This is a genomic window from Scandinavium sp., from assembly GCF_032012665.1.
In the GTDB taxonomy this organism is placed as follows: domain Bacteria; phylum Pseudomonadota; class Gammaproteobacteria; order Enterobacterales; family Enterobacteriaceae; genus Scandinavium.
Genome location: NZ_DALZVG010000005.1, coordinates 172,851 through 199,215, shown reverse-complemented (window position 1 = coordinate 199,215; position 26,365 = coordinate 172,851). Strand labels below are relative to the sequence as shown.

General features: G+C 57.0%; 22 protein-coding genes. 11 read left to right on the top strand and 11 right to left on the bottom strand.

Annotated elements, in window-relative coordinates:
* Positions 1 to 59: 59 nt before the first annotated feature.
* The 6 genes from fhuB to hrpB form a co-directional block, all read right to left on the bottom strand.
* Positions 60 to 2,042 carry a Fe(3+)-hydroxamate ABC transporter permease FhuB gene (gene fhuB, locus RTU33_RS06890; RefSeq protein ID WP_312626202.1) on the bottom strand — a complete coding sequence of 661 codons (1,983 nt, stop codon included), beginning with the start codon at positions 2,040 to 2,042 and terminating at the stop codon, positions 60 to 62.
* Complete coding sequence (gene fhuD / locus RTU33_RS06885; RefSeq protein WP_312626200.1) at positions 2,039 to 2,929, bottom strand: Fe(3+)-hydroxamate ABC transporter substrate-binding protein FhuD; 891 nt, start codon at positions 2,927 to 2,929, stop codon at positions 2,039 to 2,041. Before fhuD ends, fhuB begins: the two co-directional genes overlap by 4 nt.
* Positions 2,929 to 3,726 (bottom strand): Fe3+-hydroxamate ABC transporter ATP-binding protein FhuC, encoded by a 798-nt coding sequence (gene fhuC / locus RTU33_RS06880; protein WP_312626198.1) that lies wholly within the window; start codon positions 3,724 to 3,726, stop codon positions 2,929 to 2,931. The genes fhuD and fhuC overlap by 1 nt, the downstream gene beginning before the upstream one ends.
* 49 nt (positions 3,727 to 3,775) lie before the next feature.
* The gene (gene fhuA / locus RTU33_RS06875) at positions 3,776 to 6,022 is read right to left on the bottom strand and encodes a ferrichrome porin FhuA (RefSeq protein WP_312626197.1); all 2,247 of its coding nucleotides are present in this window, start codon (positions 6,020 to 6,022) and stop codon (positions 3,776 to 3,778) included.
* A 294-nt stretch (positions 6,023 to 6,316) separates the two neighbouring features.
* Positions 6,317 to 8,851, bottom strand: coding sequence for a bifunctional glycosyl transferase/transpeptidase (gene mrcB, locus RTU33_RS06870; protein ID WP_312626196.1), 2,535 nt, complete (start codon positions 8,849 to 8,851; stop codon positions 6,317 to 6,319).
* 231 nt (positions 8,852 to 9,082) lie between these two features.
* On the bottom strand, positions 9,083 to 11,512 hold the full coding sequence (hrpB, locus tag RTU33_RS06865; RefSeq protein WP_312626195.1) for an ATP-dependent helicase HrpB: 2,430 nt from the start codon (positions 11,510 to 11,512) through the stop codon (positions 9,083 to 9,085).
* Positions 11,513 to 11,584: 72 nt separating this feature from the next.
* Between hrpB and thpR the strand changes: the two genes are divergently transcribed.
* The 9 genes from thpR to panD all read left to right on the top strand — a co-directional run bounded on the left by thpR (position 11,585) and on the right by panD (position 18,584).
* On the top strand, positions 11,585 to 12,115 hold the full coding sequence (gene thpR / locus RTU33_RS06860; protein ID WP_312626194.1) for an RNA 2',3'-cyclic phosphodiesterase: 531 nt from the start codon (positions 11,585 to 11,587) through the stop codon (positions 12,113 to 12,115).
* Between the two features lie 11 nt (positions 12,116 to 12,126).
* Positions 12,127 to 12,855, top strand: a complete 729-nt coding sequence (gene sfsA, locus RTU33_RS06855; protein WP_312626192.1) for a DNA/RNA nuclease SfsA — start codon at positions 12,127 to 12,129, stop codon at positions 12,853 to 12,855.
* Between the two features lie 152 nt (positions 12,856 to 13,007).
* Positions 13,008 to 13,463, top strand: a complete 456-nt coding sequence (gene dksA, locus RTU33_RS06850) for an RNA polymerase-binding protein DksA (protein WP_312626190.1) — start codon at positions 13,008 to 13,010, stop codon at positions 13,461 to 13,463.
* Positions 13,464 to 13,531: 68 nt separating this feature from the next.
* A complete protein-coding gene (gluQRS, locus tag RTU33_RS06845) occupies positions 13,532 to 14,413 on the top strand; it encodes a tRNA glutamyl-Q(34) synthetase GluQRS (RefSeq protein ID WP_312626189.1) in 882 nt (293 codons plus the stop codon).
* A 57-nt stretch (positions 14,414 to 14,470) separates the two neighbouring features.
* Positions 14,471 to 15,868, top strand: a complete 1,398-nt coding sequence (gene pcnB, locus RTU33_RS06840; RefSeq protein ID WP_312626280.1) for a polynucleotide adenylyltransferase PcnB — start codon at positions 14,471 to 14,473, stop codon at positions 15,866 to 15,868.
* On the top strand, positions 15,865 to 16,344 hold the full coding sequence (gene folK, locus RTU33_RS06835) for a 2-amino-4-hydroxy-6-hydroxymethyldihydropteridine diphosphokinase (protein WP_312626187.1): 480 nt from the start codon (positions 15,865 to 15,867) through the stop codon (positions 16,342 to 16,344). The genes pcnB and folK overlap by 4 nt, the downstream gene beginning before the upstream one ends.
* 75 nt (positions 16,345 to 16,419) lie before the next feature.
* Positions 16,420 to 17,211, top strand: a complete 792-nt coding sequence (gene panB, locus RTU33_RS06830; RefSeq protein ID WP_312626186.1) for a 3-methyl-2-oxobutanoate hydroxymethyltransferase — start codon at positions 16,420 to 16,422, stop codon at positions 17,209 to 17,211.
* A gap of 10 nt (positions 17,212 to 17,221) precedes the next feature.
* The gene (panC, locus tag RTU33_RS06825; protein ID WP_312626185.1) at positions 17,222 to 18,073 is read left to right on the top strand and encodes a pantoate--beta-alanine ligase; all 852 of its coding nucleotides are present in this window, start codon (positions 17,222 to 17,224) and stop codon (positions 18,071 to 18,073) included.
* A 130-nt stretch (positions 18,074 to 18,203) separates the two neighbouring features.
* Positions 18,204 to 18,584, top strand: coding sequence for an aspartate 1-decarboxylase (gene panD, locus RTU33_RS06820; RefSeq protein WP_312626183.1), 381 nt, complete (start codon positions 18,204 to 18,206; stop codon positions 18,582 to 18,584).
* A gap of 2 nt (positions 18,585 to 18,586) precedes the next feature.
* Here panD and RTU33_RS06815 read toward each other — a convergent pair whose 3' ends face one another.
* From RTU33_RS06815 to RTU33_RS06800, 4 genes are all read right to left on the bottom strand, one after another.
* Positions 18,587 to 19,834 carry a polysaccharide deacetylase family protein gene (locus RTU33_RS06815; RefSeq protein ID WP_312626182.1) on the bottom strand — a complete coding sequence of 416 codons (1,248 nt, stop codon included), beginning with the start codon at positions 19,832 to 19,834 and terminating at the stop codon, positions 18,587 to 18,589.
* Positions 19,835 to 19,896: 62 nt separating this feature from the next.
* On the bottom strand, positions 19,897 to 20,337 hold the full coding sequence (locus RTU33_RS06810) for a PTS sugar transporter subunit IIA (protein WP_312626180.1): 441 nt from the start codon (positions 20,335 to 20,337) through the stop codon (positions 19,897 to 19,899).
* Between the two features lie 111 nt (positions 20,338 to 20,448).
* A complete protein-coding gene (locus RTU33_RS06805; protein ID WP_312626179.1) occupies positions 20,449 to 21,219 on the bottom strand; it encodes an ABC transporter permease in 771 nt (256 codons plus the stop codon).
* Positions 21,216 to 22,142: an ABC transporter ATP-binding protein gene (locus RTU33_RS06800; RefSeq protein WP_312626178.1), complete on the bottom strand. Its 927-nt coding sequence runs from the start codon at positions 22,140 to 22,142 to the stop codon at positions 21,216 to 21,218. The genes RTU33_RS06805 and RTU33_RS06800 overlap by 4 nt, the downstream gene beginning before the upstream one ends.
* 106 nt (positions 22,143 to 22,248) lie before the next feature.
* Here RTU33_RS06800 and can point away from each other — a divergent pair, with 106 nt between their 5' ends.
* Positions 22,249 to 22,911 carry a carbonate dehydratase gene (gene can, locus RTU33_RS06795; protein WP_312626177.1) on the top strand — a complete coding sequence of 221 codons (663 nt, stop codon included), beginning with the start codon at positions 22,249 to 22,251 and terminating at the stop codon, positions 22,909 to 22,911.
* 129 nt (positions 22,912 to 23,040) lie between these two features.
* Here the strand turns inward: can and hpt are convergent, their stop codons facing one another.
* A complete protein-coding gene (gene hpt, locus RTU33_RS06790) occupies positions 23,041 to 23,577 on the bottom strand; it encodes a hypoxanthine phosphoribosyltransferase (RefSeq protein ID WP_312626176.1) in 537 nt (178 codons plus the stop codon).
* A 206-nt stretch (positions 23,578 to 23,783) separates the two neighbouring features.
* Between hpt and RTU33_RS06785 the strand changes: the two genes are divergently transcribed.
* Positions 23,784 to 26,174 carry a glucose/quinate/shikimate family membrane-bound PQQ-dependent dehydrogenase gene (locus RTU33_RS06785; RefSeq protein ID WP_312626175.1) on the top strand — a complete coding sequence of 797 codons (2,391 nt, stop codon included), beginning with the start codon at positions 23,784 to 23,786 and terminating at the stop codon, positions 26,172 to 26,174.
* Positions 26,175 to 26,365 lie beyond the last annotated feature (191 nt).

Here is a 26,365-nt window from a genome sequence, read left to right as displayed (position 1 = left end):
CCTCTCCCTGTGGGAGAGGGCTGGGGTGAGGGCATCAGGCCGCAGAGGAAGTGCTTTTATTACCGGCTCTGCTTCCTCAGCAAATAAATAAAGTACGGCGCGCCGATAAACGTCGACAGCAGCCCCGCCGGGATCTGGTACGGGAACAGCAGCATACGACCACACCAGTCCGCAAACACCAGCAAAATCCCCCCGACTAACGCCGACAGGATCATGTGCGGCATCGTACGACGGAAGCCCATCATCCGCGCAATATGCGGCGCCATCAGACCAATAAAGCTCAGCGGGCCGATGGTCATTGTGGCGGTTGCCGTCAGGCTTGCCGCCAGCAGCAGCAGAAGAACGCGGGTCGGCGTCAGTGCCATGCCAACGGCTCGAGCGGTGTCACCACCGAGCGGCAGAATCGTCAGCCAGCGTCGACACAACGGTGCCGCAGCCAGCAGCACGATCATCACCAGCCCCGTGCGCCAGACCTGCTCGTAAGAGGCGTTATACGTCGAACCGGAAATCCAGGTGAGAATTTGCGCCATGCGCGGATCGCCGCTCGCCTGGAGCATCATCAGCAGCATGGTAAACGCGGTGCTGAGCGCCATACCGGCCAGCAGCATTCGGTGCGGAGAAAAACCGCCCCGCCCGGCAGCAATCAAAATGATCATCAGCGTTGCTGCGGCTCCAAGACTGCCTGCTGGCAGCAGCCAGCCAAAGGCGTTGCCCGGCACAAAGAAGAGCATCAGCACCACGCCGAACGCGGCACCGGATGAGATCCCCAATACTTCCGGGCTCGCCATTGGATTGCCGGTCAGGCGCTGAATAATGCATCCGGCTACCGCCAGCATCATCCCGGCGATCAGAGCCGCCAGAATGCGCGGTGCACGCCATTCCATCAATGCATTGAGAAGATCGCCACTCGCCCAGTGCCAGCCGTGGGCGTCACGCCCCAGCGTCAGCGCGACAAGCATCCCAAGTAGCAGAACCCCAGCCCCAACAAGCGACCAGGTCAGCACTCGCTGCCGTTCGCTGTAAATACGATCGCCCGCGTTCATCGCCGGCGCGCTGATGCTACGCAGGCGCGGCAGCAGCCACAGCAGCAGCGGTGCGCCAATCAGCGCCGTCACGGAACCGGTAGAGACTTCCATCCACACCGTCGAGAGCCAGAGGATAATCTGATCGGATAGCCAGAGGATCAGCGCACCAATCAACGGTGCGAGCATCAGGCGAGCCAGCAGGCGACGCGCGCCAAGCATTTTCGCCAGCAGCGGTGCGAACAGGCCGATAAAACCGATAATACCCACGGCATTGACCAGCAGAGCGCTGATCGCGATAGCCAGCGTCAATGCGCCCAGGCGCGCCAGAGACAGCGCCAGCCCGAGATTGCGCGCCACGCCGTCGTCCAGCCCCATCAGGGTCAGCGGCCGCAGCAAAAGCAGGGTCAGCATCACGCCGCCGAGCAGCTGCGGCCACAGCTGCTGCACCACGCTCCAGTCGGTTTGCGTCAGCGTCCCGGTGCTCCAGAGGAACATGCTTTGCAGCTGGTCGTGATGGAAAATCACCAGCAGCTGATTCACCGCCCCGCAGTACATGCTGACGACCAGCCCGGCGAGGATCAGCGTCACCGGCGAAAGACGTTTGCCCCAGGAGACGCCGAACACCAGCGCCCCAACGATGCAAGCGCCCGCCAGAGCAGCAAACTGCGTGGAAAACGCACCGGGCAGCACCCACAGCGTAGTAATGGTGATCCCAAGTTGTGCGCCGGTTGCCACGCCGAGCGTGGTCGGTTCCGCTAACGGGTTACGCAGCACCTGCTGGAACAGCACGCCAACCAGCCCGAGACCTGCCCCTACCAGCAGGGAAATCACCAGTCGCGGCAATAAGCTGTAGTGGAACAGCATCTGGCTGATGCTGTCGATATCAGGCTGCCAGAGTGCTTCGCGCCACTGAGCACGCGGCAGCGCGACGTTAAAATTGTGCCAGCTCAGCCAGGCTGAGGCGATAAACAATCCCAGAAGCAGCAGCGCCGGGAAGCGCGCGATACGCGGCCTCATGCCTTGCCTCCCAGCGCGTTATCAAGAATGCGGACAAAGTTCATCACCGAGAGCGTCGCGCCGTAGAACCACACGGCGGGTACGCGCTGGAAACGATTTTGACGAACAAACGGCATCGCCTGCCACAGCGGGGTTGCCATTAGCTTTTGCATATCAGCTTCGTTGCCGTGATCGAAGCAGATCACATCAGCATCTTTAAACACGCCGAGCCGGTCAATACCCACCACCTGACTGCCCCAGAAGTTGGTTTCCCCCTGCCAGACGTTAACAATCCCGTAATCATCAAGGATTTGCTGGAACAGACAGTTTGGCCCGAAAGCCAGCACGTGGCGGGCATCGAGCAGCGTGATCATCAACAGCGGACGGCTGCCTCGGGCGGCAAAGCGCGGTTTGCGCTGCGCCACGAATTCGTCAAAATGCGTAAGATGTGCGCGAGCCTGTTTGTCCATCCCCAACAGCTGTCCCATTTCGAGAAGCGACTGACGGGCATTGGCAAGCGGGTGTCTGCCATCGCTGAAGTTAAAACCGCGCCCCGGCGCGATACGCGCCAGCTTTTCCGGCGCCGGGCCATAGCCAGCCGACCAGAACATGTAGGACGGCTTCATTTCGGTCAGCAGTTCAAGATTGGGTTCAGTGCGCAGGCCAACGTCAATAACCGACGCAGGCAGCGTCGGTTCGTTCACCCACAGGTTGTAATTAGGGATATCAGCGACGCCATAAGGCGTGATGCCCAGCGCCAGCAGCAACTCCACCGGCAGCCATTCGAGGGCCACGATACGGTGCGGATCCACCGCAGCGGCGTGCGCGCTTTTCATCTGCCAGAGCAGAGGAGACAGGGCCATCGCCGTCAGTAAGCGACGACGGCTAATCAGATGAGAATCATTCATCAGTAGACAAAACTTACCGGGGCCGCGCCTGCGGGATGCGGCAGTATGCCCATCGGAATGCCGTAAATCTGTTCGAGCGTTTCGCCGCGCATCAGCGTCTCCGGCGTGCCCTGAGCAATCATTTCTCCACCGCGCAGCGCCACCAGGTAGTCGCAGTAACGCGCGGCCATGTTGATATCATGCAGTACAGCAACCACCGTTAAGCCACGCTGCTGGCTCAGGCGATGGACCAGCGCCAGCACATCGACCTGATGAGCAATATCCAGCGCGGAAGTTGGCTCGTCGAGCAGTAAACAGCGGCTGTCCTGCGCCACCAGCATCGCAATCCATGCGCGCTGACGTTCGCCGCCGGAGAGGCTGTCCACCAGCCGATGGGCCAGCGGCTTCAGGCCGACTAACGCTATCGCCTCTTCCACTTTTTCGCGATCCGCCATGCCGAAACGCCCCAGCGCACCGTGCCACGGGTAGCGGCCAATCGCTACCAGCTCGCGTACCGTCATCCCTTCCGCCTGCGGCAGCTGCTGCGGCAGATAAGCAACTTTGCGGGCAAAAGCTTTACTGTTCCAGCTCTCAAGCGGCTGTCCGTCAAGCAGAATATCGCCGTCGGACGGTGACTGGTGACGGCCTAACATTTTCAGCAGTGTGGATTTTCCCGAACCGTTATGGCCGATAAGGCCGGTCACTTTACCGGGAGGAAAGGTCAGCGAAAGCGGGTGCAGCAGCGTACGGCCTGGTACACGAAAAGTAACCGCGTTCAGGGCGAACGTGGTGTCGGTCTGAGTTGTGGTGTCCTGCATAACGGCCAACTTGTTAAAAGGGCACGGCGAACCGTGCCCAAAGACGAGATTAGAAACGGAAGGTGGCGGTAGCCACAATTTGACGCTCCGCGCCCCAGAAGCAACCGTAAGTGTTGAAGCAGCTCGCCACATATTCACGATCGAACAAGTTGTTCACATGAAGAGCCACGTTGGAACCCGCCATGCCAACACGCGCAAGATCGTAGCGCACTAATGCATCAACAACGGTATAACTACCCACCTTGAAGGAGTTTGCTGGATCGCCGTAGCTGGAGCCCGTCAAACGCCCACCAGTGCCTAACGTCAGACCAGAAAGTGCACCGTCATAGAAGGTGTAATCGCCCCACAGGGATGCCATGTGTTTTGGCACCTGCGCAGGGGTGTTACCTTTCAAAGTCGTATCCGTCGTATACTCAGCATCGGTGTAGGTGTAGGAACCCACCACATTGACGCTGGCAGACAGCGCGGCTTTCGCTTCAACCTCAACGCCACGCGCACGGATCTCCCCGCCCTGTACAGAGAAGAATGAACCCGCAGGGTCAGCCATCAGATTGTTGGTCTTCGTCAGCTGATATACCGCACCGGTGATCACGATTGGGCGATCTGCTGGCACATATTTTACACCCGCCTCGTACTGTTTACCTTTAGAAGGTGCAAACAGATTGCCCTGGGCGTCTGTTTGTGAGGCAGGTTCGAACGACTCGCTGTAGCTGAAATATGGCGTCACACCATTATCAAACAGGTAGTTAACGCCACCGCGCCAGGTAAACTGCTTATCGTCACGCTCTGAAGTTGTACCCGCCACTCGGTTAAAGGAACTCTGATCGGCCCAGTCATAACGGCCACCCAGCGTAACTAACACCTTATCCCACTGAGCCTGGTCCTGAACGTACAGGCCCGTTTGCTTCTGACGGTTCAGTACCTGATAAGGACCTGAGTTAGACGGATCTTTCGAGTTAAAATCAAAGTCGCTATAGACAGGATTGTAAAGGTCCAGCAGCGGTACCGAGCCATCGTAGCCAAACCAGGAGTTGATGTCGTTACGCATACGCATAAAATCGACTCCCGTCAGCAAGGTATGATCTACAGAACCCGTCGCAAATTTACTCTGCAGCTGCGTATCAACGTTAAAGTTTTGCAGCTTTTCATTATCAACAACGTATTTACGCGCCAGGTAACGACCTTTGTCTTCAGGCGCTAACGCCGAGCAAAGCGAATTGAAGCTGTTTGCAGGATCGGAACAGACACCATAACCGTACACGCTGTTTTGCGAGGTTTTGTTCTCTGCAAAACGCAGGTTCTGACGCACGGTAAAGGTATCGTTAAACGCGTGGTCGAAGCTGTAGCCCACCATCTTCTCGTTACGAGAATAGGTATTATTCTTCGCACCTTCGTTGAAGTCGGTAGGCAGACGCTTACCGTTTGGCAATGGCTCAACCGTACCCTCTTTTGGCAGCCAGCCGTAATAGCCCGTATCTGGCTCATTCTGGAAGTAAGAGAGGAAGGTGAAGTTCGTTTTATCATCCGGGCGCCAGGAGAAAGACGGCGCGATAGTATAACGCTGTTCCTCTGCACGCTCTTGCTGTGCATTGTTAGAACGCGCCAGCCCCGTTAATCGGTAGGAATAAACGCCGTTATCATCAATGGAATCGCTGAAATCAAAGCCAGTCTGAAGCAGGTTATCGGTCCCCACTTTAAACTGAATTTCCTTTAACGGTTCCGTCGTCGGGCGTTTGCTGACCATATTCAGTAAACCGCCAGGACTGCTTTTTCCGTACAGGACAGAAACCGGACCGCGCAGAATCTCCGCACGCTCAAGCATGTAAGGGTCAACGATCGCATCGTTGTAGAAGTTACCCTGCAGCTTCATGCCATCCAGATAGTTATTCTGGCTTTGGCCATCCGCAGCAAAACCGCGGATCACCAGATAGTCATAAGTATTCGAAGCACCACGGGTGCCTGTCGCCACGCCCGGGGTATAGCTTAAAGCTTCCTTCACCGATTTCGGCTGATGCAATGCCATTTCTTCGGCTGTGACCACAGAAATAGACTGAGGAACTTTTTGAATAGGCGTGTCGGTTTTCGTACCGGTCGCAGACTGACGCGCAGCGATGGTCGCTGCAGGACCCCAAGCGCTTTCTGTCGGCGCAGGTGCTGCCGTCACGGTAATGGTTTCTTCTTTCGGTTGTGTTGCCGCATGTGCAAAAGCGGACATGCCGCCGACCGCTGTGGCTACTACCACGGCAAGCTTACGCAGCGAGGTATTAATTGGCTGAGCAGTGTTGAGACGCGCCATTGTTTTTCTCTGATGATATTGAGTGAATGATAACGTAAACGAGAATTATTATTATGCCCGCAAAATAATAGGCGAAACGCGGAAGGCATGGCAAGCGGAATACGTCCCTGGCAGAAGTGAGGGTTTAAAAAATAACCTTGTGGTTGCCATGGAGTTATGAAGAGGTTAATGCCGAGTTTGAAAATCCCCTCACCCCGGCCCTCTCCCCAAAGGGGCGAGGGAGAAAACCGAAGAGCCAAATCGCCCCCTAACCTTCTCCCTTTAAGGGAGAGGGTTAGGGTGAGGGGCTAATAGTTAATTCCCGCCAAACATATCCTTAATCCAGCCAGCCACGCCGTCGCTCTTCTCCTGCTTCGGCTGTTGTTGCTGTTGTGGCTGCTGCTGAGGCTGTTGCGGATTGTCGCCGCTGAACGGATTCGCGTCCTGCTGCTGTTGCTGCATCGCCTGGCTCTGCTGGCAGAGCTGATCCGGATTGGTCGTCCAGACCGGGAGCTGACGCATCCCGCCGCCGCCGCAGATAAAGTTGCCGTTGTCGTCGACGCCCATATTGACGATATCTTCCGGTGCTGTCAGATCCAGCGGGATCGGCGACTCATTGGAGAGATAGCGCTGATAGATGGACATCGCGCCGCTGGCACCGTACAGCTTCGTCGGCTGGTTGTTGTCACGACCCACCCAGGTGATCACTACTTCGCGGCCGTCAATCCCGGCAAACCAGGTATCGACGTTGTTGTTGGTGGTCCCGGTTTTCCCTGCCAGATGCAGGTTCGGGTATTTTGCCCCCAGCTGACGGCCGGTACCACGCTGTACAACCTGCTGCATGGTCCACAGCGTCATATACGCCGCCTGTGCAGGAACAGCGCGTTCCGCCTGCGGATAGCTCTGATAGAGCACGGTACCATCTTCGGCTATGACCGAGCGCAGGGCGGAAAGTGGAGCCCGGTTACCGCCGCTGGCGATGGTCTGGAACGCCTGCGCCACTTCGATTGGCGTCAGGTTCAGCGCCCCCAGCAGCATCGCCGGCACGGCGTTGAGCTGATCTTTCGGCGCGCCCAGCTTCTGCCAGGTATCGGTCACGGCTGGCAGGCCAATCGCCATCCCGAGGTTTACCGTCGGCACGTTCATGGAGCGAGTAAGCGCGTCCACTAACATCACCTGCCCGCTGAAGCGCTTGTCGTCGTTCTGCGGCGACCACGTCTGACCATTCGACAGGTGGATCGTCACCGGCGCATCGGCAATCCAGGTATTCAGTCGATAGGTGTTCGGCTGGCTGAGCGCGGTCAGATAGGTTGCCGGTTTTGCCAGGGAGCCAATCGAGCGACGAGCCTGCATCGCACGGTTGTAGCCCGCAAACTGCGGCTCTGCCCCGCCAACCATCGCCCGCACTTCACCGGTCATTCGGTCGACAATCACCATTGCCGTTTCGAGATCGGCCAGCTTACGCTGTTTCTTCAGTACCGGAATGCCTTCGGTAGCCGCTTTTTCAGCGGCATCCTGTGCGACAGAGTCAAAGGTGGTGAAGATTTTCACGCCGGAAAGATCTTTCACCTTATCGCCGAGCTTCGCCTGCAGCTCCTGGCGCACCATCTGCATAAAGGCTGGCTGCGGGGAGATCACGCCACCGCGTGGCTGCACGCCCAGGGGACGTGCGCTCAGCATGTCGTACAGCTCCTGATCGATCACCTTCTGCTGCTGCAGCAGGCGCAGAACCAGGTTACGACGCTCCAGCGCCAGTTTCGGGTTACGCCACGGGTTGTAGATCGACGCCCCTTTCACCATACCTACCAGCAGCGCCTGCTGGTCGAGGCTCAGCTCTTCCACCGGGCGACCAAAGTAGTAGAGGCTGGCCAGCGGGAAGCCGCGAATTTCATTGTCGCCGCTCTGACCGAGATAGACCTCGTTCATGTACAGTTCGAGAATGCGATCTTTGCTGTAGCGCGCGTCCATGATCAGCGCCATATACGCTTCGTTAGCCTTACGCCAGTAGGAGCGTTCGCTGGAGAGGAACAGGTTTTTAACCAGCTGCTGGGTCAGGGTACTTGCGCCCTGCACCGTACGACCTGCCGTCAGGTTCGCCAGCACTGCACGCCCCATGGAGTAGAAGCTAATGCCGTCGTGCTCGTAGAAGTGACGGTCTTCGGTCGCAATCAGCGTATCGATCAGCAGATCCGGGAAGCCGCTACGTGGCACAAACAGGCGCTGCTCGCCGTTCGGCGAGGACATCATGGTGATAAGACGCGGATCGAGACGGAAGAAACCGAACTGGCGGTTGTTCTCCATGTTGGTGATCGAATCCAGACGATCGCCGTCGAAGGTCAGACGCGCACGCACCTGCCCTTCTTTGCTGTCCGGGAAATCAAACGGACGGCGGATCATCTCGATACTGTTCGCCTGCACGGTGAACTCACCCGGACGAGTCATCGCGGTGACCTGGCGATACTGCGTCGCGGTCAGCAGGCGAACCATCTCACCTTTGCTGATCGACATATCCGGCTCAAGGCTGACCATGCGGCCATAAACCGCCGCCGGCAGCTGCCAGACTTTTCCGTCGATACGGCTGCGAATTTTCTGATCAAGGTAGACGCCGTAAATTGCCATCAGCACCGCGAAAACGATGCCGAGCTTTACCAGCAGCCAGAACCAGCCGTATTTACGCCGTGGTTTTTTACCTTTGCCTTTCCCGTTGCGCGGCATGGGTTCGTCTTCCTCATCATCGTAATCGTCATCGTCGTACTCATCGTCCCGAAGACGACGACGGCTAATCTTTTGCTTTGCCGGGCGCGCAGGCTTGCCTTTGCGCCCAATCGGCTCGCGGTCATTCCCCGCCATACATTTTCTCCGCTAAATTCAGGCGTAAGCGCCTGATTCTCTTTTCTTTCACGCTCAGGTGAAAGAAGAAATCTCTCAAAATAAACAGCAAAATCGTCCCCTCAGGGGCGATTTTTAATGTTTGCTCCCTCTCCCGTGGGAAAGGGTCGGGGTGAGGGCACCAGCACGCACTCATCAATACATCGCCCGGCGGCGCTTCGCTTGCCGGGCCTACAAATGCGTTTACCTTCTTTACGAATACTTCTTCGTGCGCCGCGTCGGGGCCGTGTTCGCCGGATCGTCCGGCCAGACGTGTTTCGGGTAGCGCCCTTTCATCTCTTTTTGCACTTCACGGTACGCGCCTGCCCAGAAAGCGCTAAGGTCACGCGTAATTTGCAACGGCCGCTGCGCCGGGGAAAGCAGCTCCAGCACCAGCGCCACGCGGCCCTGAGCAATGGTCGGCGTCACGGCCTCGCCAAACATTTCCTGCATTCGCACAGAAAGCACTGGCGGATTATCGGCATCGTAACGCAGCCCAATCCTGCTTCCGGTCGGCACAGTGTAATGCGTGGGTAACTCACTATCCAGACGTTGTCGCAATGACCACGGCAGAAGTCCCTGTATCGCCTCGCGAATATTCAGCGCCTTCAGGGCCTTGAGTGAATGCACGCCGCTCATGTGTGGCAGCAGCCATGACTCCAGCCCTGCCAGCAGCGCCTCATCGTCCACCGCAGGCCACTCGTCCTCCGGCAGCCAGCGTGCAGCGCATTGAATACGCAAGCGTAGCTGCTCCGCTTCGGGCGTCCAGTTCAGCACGCTCAATCCTTTATCACGAATACCGTTGAGCATCGCCTGATGCAGCTCCTCTTCGGACGGTTTAGCCAGCGGTTGTACTTTCACCGTCAGCTGTCCGATGCGGCTGCGCCGCCAGGCCTTCAGCGTGCCCTGATTCTCATCCCATTCGATGGTATCGGATTGCGTGAGCAACGCCGGGCACGCTGCCGCCAGCGCATCAACGTCCAGCGGCTGCGCCTGCAATATCCGCGCATCCGGCGACTGGCTGCCCTGCAATAACAAAGGTGCAATCAGCCACTCATGACGGCTCAGTGCATCGTCAGCATCAAGCATCGCCCCCATGCCGTTAGCCAGCTGATAGCGCCCTTCCTGCCCACGGCGGCGGGCGATACGATCGGCAAAGCCCTGCACCAGCAAGGCTGGAATGAGTCCGGCATCGGTTGCTCCGCAGGGAGAATTCAGACGCTGCACCAACGCCCTCGCACGCTGCTGCCAGTTGGGCTGATTGCGGGAAAAGGCCGCACTCAGATCGGCATTGCCACCGCGCGGCGGCTCTTCGAGAATTGCGGCAAGCTTAGCCGCCGTCGCCACGTCATCCGGCGTTGTCGCGGCAATCAGCATCGCCGCCAGACGCGGATCGTTGCCGATGGCCGCCATCTTCTGCCCTTGTGGCGTCAGCTGTTTACCATCATATGCGCCAAGCTGTGACAACAGCTGACGAGCCGCCATCAGATGGGGTTCAGGAGGCTTGTCCAGCCAGTTCAGCTGTGACGGATCCTGGCAGCCCCACTGCAACAGCTCCATCAGCAGCCCACAGAGATCGCTTTGCAGAATCTCCGGTTCGCCCTGAGGCGCAACGCGCTCGGCCTGCTCTTTGCCAAGCAGATGCAGACATATTCCCGGTTCAAGACGCCCCGCGCGCCCGGCGCGCTGCGTCATGGAGGCCTGGCTCACGCGCTGGGTGACCAGCCGGGTCAGCCCGGTACGAGGATCGAAACGCGCCACTCGCTCCTGGGCGCAGTCCACCACCAGCCGGATACCTTCGATAGTCAGGCTGGTTTCGGCGATATTCGTTGCCAGCACCACTTTTCGCGTGCCTTTCTCCGCCGGGAGAATCGCTTTGCGCTGGTCTGCCAGCGACAGCGCGCCGTACAGCGGGCAAAGCGCTACGTCTGTGCCCACTCGTCCGGCAAGCTGCTCCTGCACGCGCTGGATCTCCCCGACGCCTGGCAAAAACAGCAGTAAAGAACCAGGCTCCTGGCGCAGCAGTTCAGCCGTAGCTATCGCCACCGCTTCGTCAAAGCGCTGATGAGCAGGCAGCGACAGATAGCGTCGTTCCACCGGAAACGCACGGCCTTCTGAGGCAATGACCGGTGCGTCCGGCAGCAGCGTTTGCAGGCGGGCATTGTCGAGCGTTGCCGACATGATCAGCAGCTTAAGATCGTCGCGTAACCCGGCCTGAACGTCGAGAAGTAGCGCCAGAGCCAGATCGGCCTGCAGGCTGCGCTCGTGAAATTCATCGAGGATCACCAGCCCCACGCCGCTGAGCTCAGGATCGCGCTGGATCATGCGCGTCAGAATCCCTTCGGTCACCACTTCAAGCCGGGTGTTTTTGCCAACGCAGGTTTCCGCGCGCATCCGGTAGCCTACCGTTTCGCCGGGCTTTTCGTTCAACAGTTCGGCCAGACGCTGGGCGACGTTGCGCGCCGCCAGCCTGCGCGGTTCAAGAAGGATAATTTTGCCCTTGATGTCGCCGGCGTGAAGAATTTGCAAGGGCAGCCAGGTCGATTTACCAGCCCCGGTGGGCGCGTTCAGCAATACCTGCGGCGCAGCGTTGAGCGCCTGAAGAAGATCGGGAAGAACAGCGGCGACGGGCAATGACGACACAACGGGCTCCAGGGATGACTTTAACGGGCCCGGCATTGTAGCATTGCACCAAATCATTACCGAGCCCCGCGCATGCCTGAACCCAAAAGACTGTTTTTCGCCCTTGAACTGCCCGACGACGTTCAGCAGCAGATTATCCATTGGCGAGCCGCAAATTTTCCCGCCGACGTCGGGCGCCCGATCGCGGCAGCAAACCTGCATCTGACGCTGGCGTTTCTCGGTGAAGTCAGTGCAGAAAAACAGCGGGCGCTGGCGACAATGGCCGGACGCATTCGCCAGCCGGAATTTACGCTGGCTCTGAACGATGCCGGACAATGGCTGCGTTCACAGGTGGTGTGGCTCGGTACGCGCCAGCCTCCTCGTGGGTTGCTGCAGCTGGCGAATATGCTTCGCGCTCAGGCAGCACGCAGCGGCTGTTACCAGAGCCCACAGCCGTTTCACCCGCACATCACGCTGCTGCGCAATACCGCCCACGCGGTACCCATTCCCGCGCCAGGCTTTAGCTGGCAGGTGCCGGTGACGGCATTCGGACTGTACAGTTCTGATTTTTCCCGCGGGCGCACCCGCTACACCCGCCTTGAGCGCTGGACGCTCAACGACTGACAAGGATCGCTATGCAATTTTCTCCGCCGCTGAAGTCCGCCCGTTTAATTCAACGCTATAAACGCTTTCTGGCCGATGTCGTCACCCCTGAAGGGGAAGTACTCACTTTGCATTGTCCCAATACCGGCGCAATGACCGGCTGTGCTACGCCGGGCGATACCGTCTGGTATTCCACGTCGGACAGTAAGACCCGTAAATACCCGAATACCTGGGAAGTCACGCAGACGCAAAGCGGCGCGTTTATTTGTGTCAACACATTACGGGCCAATCAGCTGGTAAAAGAAGCGATCCAGGCGAACGTCATCTCGGAACTTTCTGGCTATAGCGTGTTGAAAAATGAAGTGAAATACGGTGAAGAACGCAGCCGGATTGATTTTATGTTACAGGCAGATAACCGCCGCAACTGCTATATTGAAGTGAAATCGGTCACGTTGGCGGAAAAAGAGTACGGTTATTTTCCCGATGCGGTAACGGAGCGTGGCCAAAAGCATTTGCGAGAGTTGATGGGGGTGGCGGCCTCAGGCGATCGTGCCGTGGTGTTATTTGCGGTCCTTCACTCTGCCATTACCCGTTTTTCACCCGCGCGCCATATCGATCCGAAATACGCGCAATTGTTGATTGAGGCACAAAACAAGGGGGTGGAAATTCTGGCTTATAAAGCGGAACTTTCTGCCGACAATATGACTCTGATAGAGCCGTTGCCCGTGGTGCTTTCACCGGTGATAACGGCTGAACAATAAATGTGCTGGTCGCGTGCGCAAATACGCTTTTCCTCACAGGGTTGTCAAGTGTTACGTTTAGACAATTGCTATCCTGAAAAGCATCTGCTATTTATAGCGGCCTGATTTTTCCCCCACATGGGGATCGATAGTGCGTGTTAAGGAGAAGCAACATGCAAGAAGGGCAAATCCGTAAAACATCGTCCCTGAGTATTCTCGCCATCGCTGGGGTGGGGCCATACCAAGAGAAGCCGGGTGAAGAGTATATGAACGAAGCCCAGCTGTCTCACTTCAAGCGTATTCTTGAAGCGTGGCGTAACCAACTCAGGGATGAAGTTGATCGTACCGTGACACACATGCAGGATGAAGCTGCCAACTTCCCGGATCCGGTAGACCGTGCCGCTCAGGAAGAAGAGTTCAGCCTCGAACTGCGTAACCGTGACCGCGAGCGTAAGCTGATCAAAAAGATCGAGAAAACGCTGAAGAAGGTCGAAGACGAAGATTTCGGCTACTGCGAATCCTGCGGTGTGGAAATCGGAATTCGTCGTCTGGAAGCGCGTCCAACTGCCGATCTTTGCATCGACTGCAAAACGCTGGCGGAAATCCGCGAAAAGCAAATGGCTGGCTAAGCCACCCAATTGCATCATCTACCATGGCGGGAGCACTCTCCCGCCTTGTTCTTTTCTGAACCTTCGACATGGCAAACTCTGACTATATCGGGCGCTTTGCGCCTTCCCCTTCGGGTGAACTCCATTTTGGTTCATTGATTGCCGCTCTCGGCAGCTATTTACAGGCCCGAGCCCGTCAGGGAAAGTGGCTGGTCCGCATTGAAGATATCGATCCCCCTCGTGAAGTTCCCGGTGCCGCACACACAATTCTGCGTCAGCTGGAACATTATGGTCTGCATTGGGACGACGAAGTGTTGTGGCAATCTCAGCGCCACGACGCCTACCGCGAAAGGCTGGCGTGGCTGCACGAGCAGGAACGGAGCTATTACTGCACCTGCACCCGTGCGCGTATTCAGAGCGTCGGTGGAATTTATGACGGCCACTGCCGCGAATTACACCTCGGCTCGCAAAATGCGGCGCTGCGTTTGCGCCAGACTTACCCGGTTTTAAATTTCCACGATGGATTGCGCGGCAATATTGTCGCCAACGAACCGCTTGCCCGCGAAGATTTTATTATTCATCGCCGGGACGGATTATTCGCCTACAACCTTGCCGTTGTGGTCGACGACCATTTTCAGGGCGTGACGGAGATAGTACGCGGCGCAGATTTGATTGAGCCTACCGTGCGGCAAATATCGCTGTACCGGCATTTCGGCTGGAGTGAACCTGATTATATTCACCTGCCGCTGGCGCTGAATCACGACGGCGCGAAATTATCAAAACAGAATCATGCCCCTGCGCTATCCACCGGCGATCCGCGCCCGGAAATTATTCGGGCATTACAGTTTCTTAATCAGACTATTGTTAATGAGTGGCAGGATTGCTCACTTGAGAGCCTGCTGGAAAATGCAGTAGCGAACTGGAGCCTTACGGCGGTAAAAGATTCTCAAATGCTCCCCGGTGAGCTATGATTAGCCGCAATTTTTTGTCCTCACGACTTCCGACTGACACGATAACCGAGGTGTAACATTTTTACCCGAGTCGCTAATTTTTGCCGTAAGGTGCTAACCCGTGATGAAACCGGGGCTGAAACCGTCGACGTAAAACCAGAAATGACGGTCATTCCGCGTGAGCAGCACGCTATTTCCCGCAAAGATATCAGTGAAAATGCCCTCAAGGTGCTCTACCGCCTGAACAAAGCGGGCTACGAGGCCTATCTCGTCGGCGGCGGCGTACGTGACCTGCTGCTGGACAAAAAACCCAAAGATTTTGACGTGACGACCAGCGCCACGCCTGAGCAGGTGCGCAAGCTGTTCCGCAACTGCCGCCTGGTCGGTCGCCGTTTCCGCCTGGCCCACGTCATGTTTGGCCCGGAAATCATTGAAGTCGCCACCTTCCGTGGCCATCACGACGGCTCGCCGGACGACCGCGCCACCTCTCAGCGCGGCCAGAACGGCATGCTGCTGCGCGACAACATCTTCGGCTCCATCGAAGAAGATGCCCAGCGCCGTGACTTCACCATCAACAGCCTTTACTACAGCGTGGCAGATTTCACCGTACGTGATTACGTCGGCGGCATGCGTGATTTACAGGACGGCGTGATTCGCCTGATTGGCAATCCGGAAACCCGCTACCGCGAAGATCCGGTGCGCATGCTGCGTGCGGTGCGTTTCGCCGCCAAGCTGAATATGAGTATCAGCCCGGACACGGCTGAGCCGATCCCACGCCTGGCCACGCTCATCAACGATGTGCCACCTGCGCGCCTGTTTGAAGAATCTCTGAAGCTGCTTCAGGCCGGCTATGGTTTCGAAACCTACAAGCTGCTGCGCGAATACAGCCTGTTCCAGCCGCTGTTCCCGACCATCACCCGCTACTTCACCGAAAACGGTGACAGCCCGATGGAGCGCATCATCAGCCAGGTGCTGAAAAATACCGATAACCGCATTCACAACGATATGCGCGTCAACCCGGCGTTCCTGTTTGCCGCCATGTTCTGGTATCCGCTGCTGGAAACCGCTCAGCGCATCGCCCAGGAAAGTGGCCTGGCCTACTATGACGCTTTCGCGCTGGCAATGAACGATGTGCTCGACGAAGGCTGCCGTTCGCTCGCCATTCCAAAACGCATTACCACGCTGGTGCGCGACATCTGGCAGCTTCAGCTGCGTATGTCACGTCGTCAGGGTAAACGTGCCTGGAAGCTGATGGAGCATCCGAAATTCCGCGCCGCCTACGATCTGCTGGCGCTGCGTGCCGAAGCAGAAGGCAACCACGAACTGCAGCGTCTGACGCAGTGGTGGGGCGAATTCCAGGTCGCGGCTCCTCCGGCGCAGAAAGACATGCTCAACGGCCTGGATGAAGAACCGGCCGCGCGCCGTCGTCATCGCCGTCCACGCAAGCGCGCGCCGCGCCAGGGTGGCAACGCGTGACACGCGTTTATATCGCCGTCGGCAGCAATCTGGCTTCACCGCTCGATCAGGTGAATGCCGCGATTGCCGCGCTCGGCGAGATCCCTGAAACGAAGATCGCTTCCGTGTCATCGTTTTACCGCACGCCGCCGCTGGGCCCGCAGGATCAACCTGATTACCTCAACGCCGCCGTGGCGCTCGACACAAGGCTGGAACCAGAAATCCTTCTGGATAATACTCAGCGCATTGAGAGCCGGCAGGGCCGTGTTCGTAAAGAGGAGCGCTGGGGCCCGCGCACGCTGGACCTCGATATCATGCTATTTGGCGATGCCGTGATCCACACCGATCGCCTGACGGTGCCGCACTACGACATGCATAACCGTGGCTTTATGCTTTGGCCGCTGGCCGAAATTGCACCGGACCTGATTTTCCCTGACGGCACATCGCTGACCTCACTCCTGCAAACGCTTAACAGCACAAAACCTGCTCACTGGTAAACGGGAAACCGATTGCCCGCCCCGGCACGCCTGATACAATGCCCCCAGATTCGGCTTTCGTTATCAGGAAACCCTATGAAACCTACCACCATCTCCCTGCTGCAGAAGTGCAAGCAGGAAAAGAAACGCTTCGCCACCATTACCGCCTATGACTTCAGCTTTGCGAAACTGTTCGCCGACGCCGGGATCGACGTCATGCTGGTCGGTGACTCGCTGGGTATGACCGTTCAGGGACACAACTCAACGCTGCCAGTCACCGTTGAAGACATTGCCTACCACACTCGCGCCGTGCGTCGCGGCGCACCAAACAGTCTGCTGCTGGCTGACCTGCCGTTTATGGCCTATGCCACGCCAGAGCAGGCCTTTGAAAACGCCGCCGTCGTGATGCGTGCGGGCGCCAACATGATGAAGCTCGAAGGCGGTGCCTGGCTTGCCCCGACCGTGAAAATGCTGGTTGAACGCGCCGTGCCGGTGTGCGGGCATCTCGGCCTGACGCCGCAGTCGGTTAACGTGTTTGGCGGTTATAAGGTTCAGGGGCGCGGCGATGCTGCACAAACCCTGTTTGACGACGCGCTGGCGCTGGAAGCCGCAGGCATTCAGCTGCTGGTACTGGAATGCGTGCCGGTCGCGCTGGCAAAACGCATTACCGAAGCGCTGAGCATTCCGGTTATCGGTATTGGTGCAGGCAACGTCACCGACGGGCAAATCCTCGTGATGCACGATGCGTTCGGCATTACCGGCGGCCATATCCCTAAATTTGCGAAAAATTTCCTGACGGATTCGGGCGACATGCGCGCCGCCGTGCGGCAGTATATTGCCGAGGTCGAATCCGGTGTCTATCCGGGCGAAGAACACAGTTTCCATTAAGGAGTTTGTTGTGCTGATTATCGAAACCCTGCCGCTGCTGCGCCAGCATATCCGTCGTCTGCGTCAGGAAGGCAAGCGCATCGCGCTGGTGCCAACCATGGGCAACCTGCACGATGGTCATATGAAGCTCGTCGATGAAGCCAAAGATCGCGCCGATGTCGTGGTCGCCAGCATCTTCGTCAACCCGATGCAGTTTGACCGCGCCGACGACCTGGCTCGCTATCCACGCACGCTGCAGGAAGACTGCGAGAAGCTGAACAAACGTAAAGTCGACTTCGTGTTTGCCCCGGCACCCGCGGATATTTACCCGCAAGGCACGGATACCCAGACCTTCGTTGACGTACCGGGCATTTCCACCATGCTGGAAGGCGCAAGCCGCCCTGGCCACTTCCGCGGCGTCTCCACCATCGTCAGCAAGCTGTTTAACCTGGTACAGCCGGACGTCGCCTGCTTTGGTGAGAAAGACTTCCAGCAGCTGGCGCTCATCCGCAAGATGGTCGCCGATATGGGCTACGACATTGACATCGTGGGCGTGCCAACGGTACGCGCCAAAGATGGTCTGGCGCTAAGCTCCCGCAACGGCTACCTCACCAGCGATCAGCGCAAAATCGCACCGGGCCTGAGCAAGGTAATGAACGGGATTGCAGAGAAGCTCACAGCGGGTGAACGCAGCCTGGACGAGATGATTGCACTTGCCGAACAGGAACTGAACGACAAAGGTTTCCGCGCCGATGACATCCAGATTCGCGATGCCGATACCCTGCTTGAGCTGTCAGAAAGCAGCCAGCGCGCGGTGATCCTGATGGCCGCATGGCTGGGTCAGGCGCGGCTTATCGACAATAAAACCGTTGAATTAAGCTGATAGACAAAGGTTAAAAAACGGGCAATACTGCCCTGAAATATGCCCGGCGGCGCCAGCGTTTGCCGGGCCTACGTAGGCCGGGTCAGCCAGGTGCCACCCGGCGATGCATCAGGAATGTAAAGGTAAAGTTATGATTCGCACTATGCTGCAGGGCAAGCTCCACCGCGTAAAAGTCACCCATGCGGACCTGCATTATGAAGGCTCTTGCGCCATCGACCAGGATTTCCTGGATGCCTCGGGAATTCTGGAAAACGAAGCCATTGATATCTGGAATGTGAACAACGGCAAGCGTTTCTCCACTTACGCTATTGCCGCAGAGCGAGGCTCAAAAATCATCTCCGTTAACGGCGCGGCGGCACACAATGCTGACGTCGGTGACATTGTGATCATCGCAAGCTTCGTCACCATGTCCGACGCGGAAGCCCGCACCTGGCGTCCGAACGTAGCCTACTTCGAGGGCGACAACGAAATGAAACGCACCGCAAAAGCCATTCCGGTTCAGGTTGCGTAACCCTACCCCTGCGGCTGATTGCTGATCAGCCGCGACATCGTCTCTAACGAATCCGTTCTTAAGATATACAATCGCTTCAACAAGAACGGATTATCGCCCGGCGTCACCTTCCCCTTCACCGTCGTCACCGCCAGATGAAAACCGGCGTCGTTCGCCGCCTGCAGCGCCGTTGCGTTATAGCCGCCAAACGGATACGAGAGGTAAAGTACGTGCGGATTGAACTGGCTCAGCGCGCGGCGGGAATGCTCGAAATCAAACAGAATGTTGTGATAGCTGCGGCTCAGCAGAATCGGCCGACGATACGCGTCCACCCGATGCAGGAAGTGGGTATGCGACTGAATATCAAACACGTCCTGAATCTGCCGCAGCTCGGAAATACTCATGAACTGCAGCGATTTCGGATCCCACTTTTGCGGATGGCGCTTAATGCGTGACGAAATAATAAAGGCCGTCGCCTTAAAGCCGTACTCTTTCAAAACCGGATATGCATAGCGATTAACTGACTTCAGGCCATCATCAAAAGTAATCACTACGGAGCGGGCAGGCAGATTCATTTTATTACGGATATAGCCTTCCAGCTGGTACATCGACAGGGTGGTGTAGCCCTGGTCGCGCAGCCAGGTCATCTGGTTGCTGAACGCGCGCACGGAGGTGGTGGTCGAAGTATGGCGAAAACGGGTGTTCTCTTCATCGCGCAGAATGTGGTGATAGGTCAGTATCGGAATACCGTTATCAAGCTGCGCATCAAGGCTGCTGACCCACGCCAGGCGGTTGCCGATACGAATCTGAAACCAGGTCTGATTAAGCCTGTCTTTAAGCTTAGCGATCAGCGGATAACGCAGATTATCCGCCAGCATACCAAACGGCGCACTGCCCGCATTTGGAGCGTTGTAGACCGGCGTGTCGCGCCAGGTGATGAGGTTCTGATTGCTGAGCGGCTTATTCAGGTCGCCGAGGCTGTCTTCCACCCGCTGCTTGCCCTGCACCGGTTCGAGATGGCCTTTATCGATAAACCCGGTCCCGAAACCAAAGCTGAATTCGTAATAATCGGCCGCTGTGGGCACAACGGCAAGAATTTGCCCGGCACGCACGTTGCCAACGGTCACCACATTATTACCCACCTGCGCCCAAATGGTGGCATCTTCGGTGGTTTGCATATAACGAGCGGGCTGCCCGTTTTGGCTCAGCAGGCTGGCAAAGGCGCTGCCAGACATGAGGATCAGAAAGGAGAAAATAACGCGTATTAGCATGCGCTTTAACCGGTGCGATAAGTCAGCCCGTAGTGTAACAAATGTCTCATTAATACCCACGGTTAATTGGCATACAAATCATGGAGCAAGACGAAGGGCGGATTCTTTTGCTGCTGGTGCCAGAGGCTGCTGGTTTCAGGTGTTCCCTGCGCCACAATGGCATGACGAAACGCCTCGCTATTAAGGCTTTCACGGTGGGGAAGCATAGATTCAATCAACGGGTAGCTGATGCCGGAGATAACTTCACAATGAGAGTGCTTGTGGCTCAGAAGAGCAGCGACACGGTAAGGTGCATCACCCGCGCTGTCGGTGAGAAAAATCACGCCGTCGCCGCTATCGGTTTGATGCAGCGCATCGCACATCATGCGGCTAAGCATATTGGTGCTGAGACCACACCAGAAGTTTACCGCCCGACACTGCGGCAGCGGCCCATACTTTTTCTCCAGCCGATCCAGCAGCGTCTGCGCCCGATCGTCATGACAGGCAATCACCCAACCCAACATTGCTCATCTCCTTAGCAGACGAGTAGTTTAGCGGAGTGAAGGTTGAGGAGGGGTGCGATCGATCAAGTTTGGGTTAACCGGGCAGCAATACTCTGCCCGGTTAGAAGCAGATCAGCTGCGCAGGCCACGTCCACGCTGAATCAGATACCAGCACAGCGCGTAAAACGCGATGATGAACACCACCAGCACGGCCACGGTGGTAAACAGCGGCACATCGCTGATGCCGAGGAAGCCGAAGCGGAAGCCGCTTATCATGTAGACAATTGGGTTCAGGTGCGACAGCGCCTGCCAGAACGGCGGCAGCAGCGTCAGCGAGTAGAACACCCCACCGAGGTAGGTCAGCGGCGTCAGCACGAAGGTCGGGATCAGGCTGATATCATCAAACGTTTTGGCAAAGACTGCATTCAGCAGACCCGCCAGCGAGAACAGGATCGCCGTCAGCAGCAGCGTGAGGCCGACAAACAGCCAGGAGTGAACCTGGAACGGCACGAAGAACAGCGAAATCGCCGTCACCAGAATCCCCACGCACAGCCCGCGCGCCACGCCGCCGCCGACGTAACCGGCAATAACCACGTGCGTCGGCACCGGGGCCACCAACAGTTCTTCAATGTTGCGCTGGAACTTGGCGCTGAAGAAGGATGAGGCCACGTTGGCATAGGCGTTGGTGATCACCGCCATCATGATCAGACCTGGCACAATGAACTGCATGTAGGTAAAACCATGCATATCACCGATGCGTGAGCCGATCAGGTTACCAAAAATAATGAAATAGAGGGTCATGGTGATGACCGGCGGCACCAGCGTCTGAACCCAGATCCGCATAAAGCGGTTGATCTCTTTGGCCCAGATACTCTTCAGCGCCACCCAATACAGCTGCATCATGCCTGCTCTCCTGTCTTACTGTGTACCAGCGTCACGAACAGCTCTTCCAGACGGTTGGCTTTGTTACGCATACTTAATACCTGCACGCCCTGCTCGCTCAGCTGCGCAAAAACGCTGTTAATCCCCTGCTCGCGCAGCACTTCCACCTCCAGCGTCGAGGTATCAACCAGACGATACTGATAACCTTCAAGCTTCGGCAGCGGGCTTTTCGCCGCCAGATCGAGAATGAACGTCTCTGACTTCAGCTTCGACAGCAGATTTTTCATCGAGGTGTTTTCCACCAGTTCACCGTGCTGAATAATGCCAATATTACGGCACAGCATTTCAGCTTCTTCCAGATAGTGGGTGGTCAGAATAATGGTGGTGCCTTTATCGTTGAGATCCTTCAGGAAGCCCCACATCGAACGGCGCAGCTCGATATCCACGCCTGCGGTTGGTTCATCCAGAATTAACAGCTTTGGCTCATGCATCAGCGCACGAGCGATCATCAGACGGCGCTTCATCCCACCGGATAACATGCGCGCACGTTCGTTACGCTTTTCCCACAGATCGAGCTGCTTCAGGTATTTTTCGCTACGGGCAATCGCCTCTTTGCGCTCTACGCCGTAGTAGCCCGCCTGGTTCACCACAATCTGCTGGACGGTTTCAAACGGGTTGAAGTTGAACTCCTGTGGCACCAGCCCGAGCTGACGCTTAGCGTTCACAACGTCTTTTTCAAGGTCATAGCCGAAGACGTTTACCTGACCGGAGGTTTTATTCACCAGCGAGCTGATAATGCCGATAGTGGTGGATTTCCCCGCGCCGTTGGGCCCGAGCAGGGCATAAAAATCCCCTGCCTCGACCGTCAGGTCGATACCGCGCAGCGCCTGAACGCCGCCCGGATAGGTCTTCTTCAGCTGTTTCAATTCAAGTGCAATGGTCATTCATTTTCTCTTTTTAAAATCTTGAAATCGAAGTGTGGTTTTAAATAAAGCCCAGTTGACCTATATTAGCGCAACGCACTTACAGGGTTACAGGTCATTAGCCTCCATGAACGACATAGATACACTCATCAGCAATAATGCACTATGGTCAAAAATGCTGGTGGAAGAGGATCCCGGTTTTTTTGAGAAACTGTCTCAGGCACAGAAACCGCGTTTTCTATGGATTGGCTGCTCTGACAGTCGCGTTCCGGCAGAACGCCTGACCGGCCTGGAGCCGGGCGAGCTCTTTGTTCACCGCAACGTGGCCAACCTGGTGGTTCACACTGATTTAAATTGCCTCTCCGTCGTGCAGTATGCGGTGGACGTCCTGGAAGTCGAACACATCATCATCTGTGGTCACTACGGCTGCGGTGGCGTGCAGGCGGCGGTTGAAAACCCGGAGATGGGCCTTATCAACAACTGGCTACTGCACATCCGTGACATCTGGTTTAAGCACAGCTCACTGCTCGGCGAAATGCCCCAGGAGCGGCGCATGGACACGCTCTGCGAGCTGAACGTGATGGAGCAGGTTTATAACCTCGGTCATTCAACGATTATGCAGTCAGCGTGGAAACGCGGGCAGAAAGTGACGATTCACGGCTGGGCGTATGGCATCCATGATGGGCTGCTTCGCGATCTCGACGTGACCGCCACCAACCGCGAAAGCCTGGAACAGGGTTACCGCAAAGGCATCTCCAACCTGCACACTCGCCACGTCAATCACAAATAACATCTGTAAAAAAGCCGGGTGGCGGGGGTAAATGCAAAACGGCGCTAATAAGGCGCCGTTTTTTTATGTTTGCACCCTCTCCCGTGGGAGAGGGTTGGGGAGAGGGCATCAAGCCGCACCCTGCCCAATTTACTCGTCCAGCAGCACCACTTTGCCGACATACGGCAGATGGCGATAGCGCTGTGCGTAGTCAATCCCGTAACCCACAACAAATTCATCCGGAATCGAGAAGCCAACAAACTCAACCGGCACCTCAACTTCACGGCGGGTCGGTTTATCCAGCAGCGTACAAATCGCCAGTGATTTAGGCTCACGCAGGCTCAGGATTTCGCGCACTTTAGAGAGCGTATTGCCGGAGTCGATGATGTCTTCGACGATCAGCACGTCTTTGCCGCGAATGTCTTCATCCAGATCTTTCAGGATTTTCACATCACGGGTGGTCGACATACCGCTGCCGTAGCTGGACGCCGTCATAAAATCGACTTCGTGGGAGACGTGCACTTCACGGCACAGGTCTGCCATAAACATGAATGAGCCGCGCAGCAGGCCAACCAGCACCATGTCGCTGCCGCTGTCCTGATAATGTTCGGTAATTTGACGGCCCAATTCGGCGATTCGCGCTTTGATCTCCGCTTCCGGGATCATCACTTCAACAGTATGTTTCATTTAACTAACCATCTGATTTCAGAGATAAATCTCTCAACCACGCGTACCTCAGCACGCGCCGTTGATCGGCAAGCCACGCAGTATACCAGTAAAACACTTTTTCGGGTGCATGAGATGAGAAAGCAAGATTTGTGATTCCGATCACACTTGTTAAATCCTATACTTAGTTGCTATTAAAAAATTAACGACTTATAGGTGTGCTTTCTATGGCAGAAACAAAACCACAACAGACCGGGCTTCTGGTGAAGCTGACGGCGCTGTTTGCAGCCTTCTGTGGGCTGTATCTGTTAATTGGCGGAGTCTGGCTCGTCTCGCTGGGCGGCTCCTGGTATTACCCCATTGCCGGGATTGTGATGCTGGCCGTCACCGCTATGCTGTGGCGCGGCAAGCGCGCGGCGCTGTGGCTGTATGCGCTGGTGCTGCTGGCGACCATGATTTGGGGCGTCTGGGAAGTCGGCTTCGACTTCTGGGCGCTGACGCCGCGCAGCGATATCCTCGTCTTCTTCGGCATCTGGCTTATCCTGCCGTTCGTCTGGCGTCGTCTGATTGTACCTTCATCCGGAGCGGTTGCCGCGCTGGTGGTGGTGCTGTTAGTCAGCGCAGGGATTCTGACCTGGGCAGGCTTCCACGACCCGCAGGAAATCAACGGCACGCTGAGCACGGAAGTGACGCCAGCGGCTCCGATTTCCCAGGTTGCCGATCAGGACTGGCCAGCGTATGGCCGTAACCAGGAAGGTCAGCGCTGGTCGCCGCTCAAGCAGATCAACGCCGATAACGTTCATCAGCTGAAAGAGGCCTGGGTCTTCCGCACCGGTGACCTTAAGCAGCCGAACGATCCGGGTGAAATCACCAACGAAGTCACACCAATTAAAGTTGGCAACATGCTCTATCTCTGCTCCGCGCACCAGCGTCTGTTCGCGCTTGATGCCGCGACCGGCAAAGAGAAATGGCACTTCGATCCGCAGCTCAACACCAACACCTTCTTCCAGCACGTGACCTGCCGCGGCGTGTCTTATCACGAAGCCAAAGCAGACAGCGCGCCTGCTGACGTCGTCGCCGACTGCCCGCGCCGCATCCTGCTGCCGGTGAACGATGGTCGTCTGTTTGCACTGAATGCCGATACCGGCAAGCTGTGCGAAACCTTCGGCAACAAAGGCGTGCTGAACCTGCAAACTAATCAGCCAGTGACCACGCCGGGCATGTACGAGCCGACATCACCGCCGATTGTGACCGACAAAATCATCGTGATTGCCGGTTCCGTGACGGATAACTTCTCCACGCGTGAAGCATCTGGCGTCATTCGCGGCTTCGACGTCAACACCGGTAAGCTGCTGTGGGCCTTCGATCCGGGCGCAAAAGATCCGAATGCCATTCCAAATGACGAACACAAGTTCAGCCTGAACTCGCCGAACTCCTGGGCGCCTGCCGCCTATGACGCGAAGCTGGATCTGGTGTATCTGCCAATGGGCGTCACCACACCGGATATCTGGGGCGGCAACCGCACACCAGAACAGGAACGCTATGCCAGCTCGATTGTGGCGCTGAATGCAACCACCGGGAAACTGGCCTGGAGCTATCAGAGCGTTCATCACGATCTGTGGGACATGGACCAGCCTGCCCAGCCGACGCTGGCGGACATCACCGTTGACGGTAAAACCGTGCCGGTGGTCTACGCACCGGCGAAAACCGGTAACATCTTCGTGCTGGATCGCCGTAACGGTCAGTTGGTGGTACCTGCTCCTGAAAAACCGGTACCGCAGGGTGCAGCCAAAGGCGACCGTCTGAGCCCGACTCAACCGTTCTCCGATCTGAGCTTCCGTCCGAAGAAAGATCTGACCGGGGCAGACATGTGGGGTGCCACCATGTTTGACCAGCTGGTGTGCCGCGTGATGTTCCATCAACTGCGCTACGAGGGCATCTTCACGCCACCGTCTGAGCAAGGCACGCTGGTGTTCCCGGGTAACCTGGGGATGTTCGAATGGGGCGGGATTTCTGTCGATCCGAACCGTCAGGTGGCGATTGCCAACCCGATTGCCCTGCCGTTCGTATCACGCCTGATCCCACGCGGCCCGGGTAACCCAATTGAGCCGCCGAAAGACGCCAAAGGTTCAGGTACTGAAACCGGCATTCAGCCACAGTACGGCGTGCCGTATGGCGTGACGCTGAACCCGTTCCTGTCACCGTTTGGCCTGCCGTGTAAACAGCCGGGCTGGGGTTATATCTCCGCGCTGGATCTGAAAACCAACCAGATTGCCTGGAAAAAACGTATCGGTACGCCGCAGGACAGCCTGCCGTTCCCGATGCCGTTTAAGCTACCGTTCAATCTGGGGATGCCAATGCTGGGTGGCCCGATTTCCACTGCCGGCAACGTACTGTTTGTAGCGGCAACTGCGGATAACTACCTGCGTGCTTACAACATGACCAACGGCGACAAGCTGTGGGAAGGTCGTCTGCCTGCCGGTGGCCAGGCAACGCCGATGACGTATGAAGTGAACGGCAAACAGTACGTAGTCATCTCCGCAGGTGGTCATGGTTCGTTTGGCACGAAGATGGGCGACTATATCGTGGCTTATGCTTTGCCGGACGACGCTAAGTAACTGAAATGCCCGGTGGCAAGGTAAAATCAAAACGGCAACCTCGGTTGCCGTTTTTAATGTTTGCTCCCCTCTCCACGTGGGAGAGGGGTTGGGGGTGAGGGCATCAGGCCGCACAGTCTGCTTCTCCCCCTCCCTCTCTCCCTCAAGGGAGAGGGAATCAAATCGTAGGCCGGGTAAGGCGAAAGCCGCAC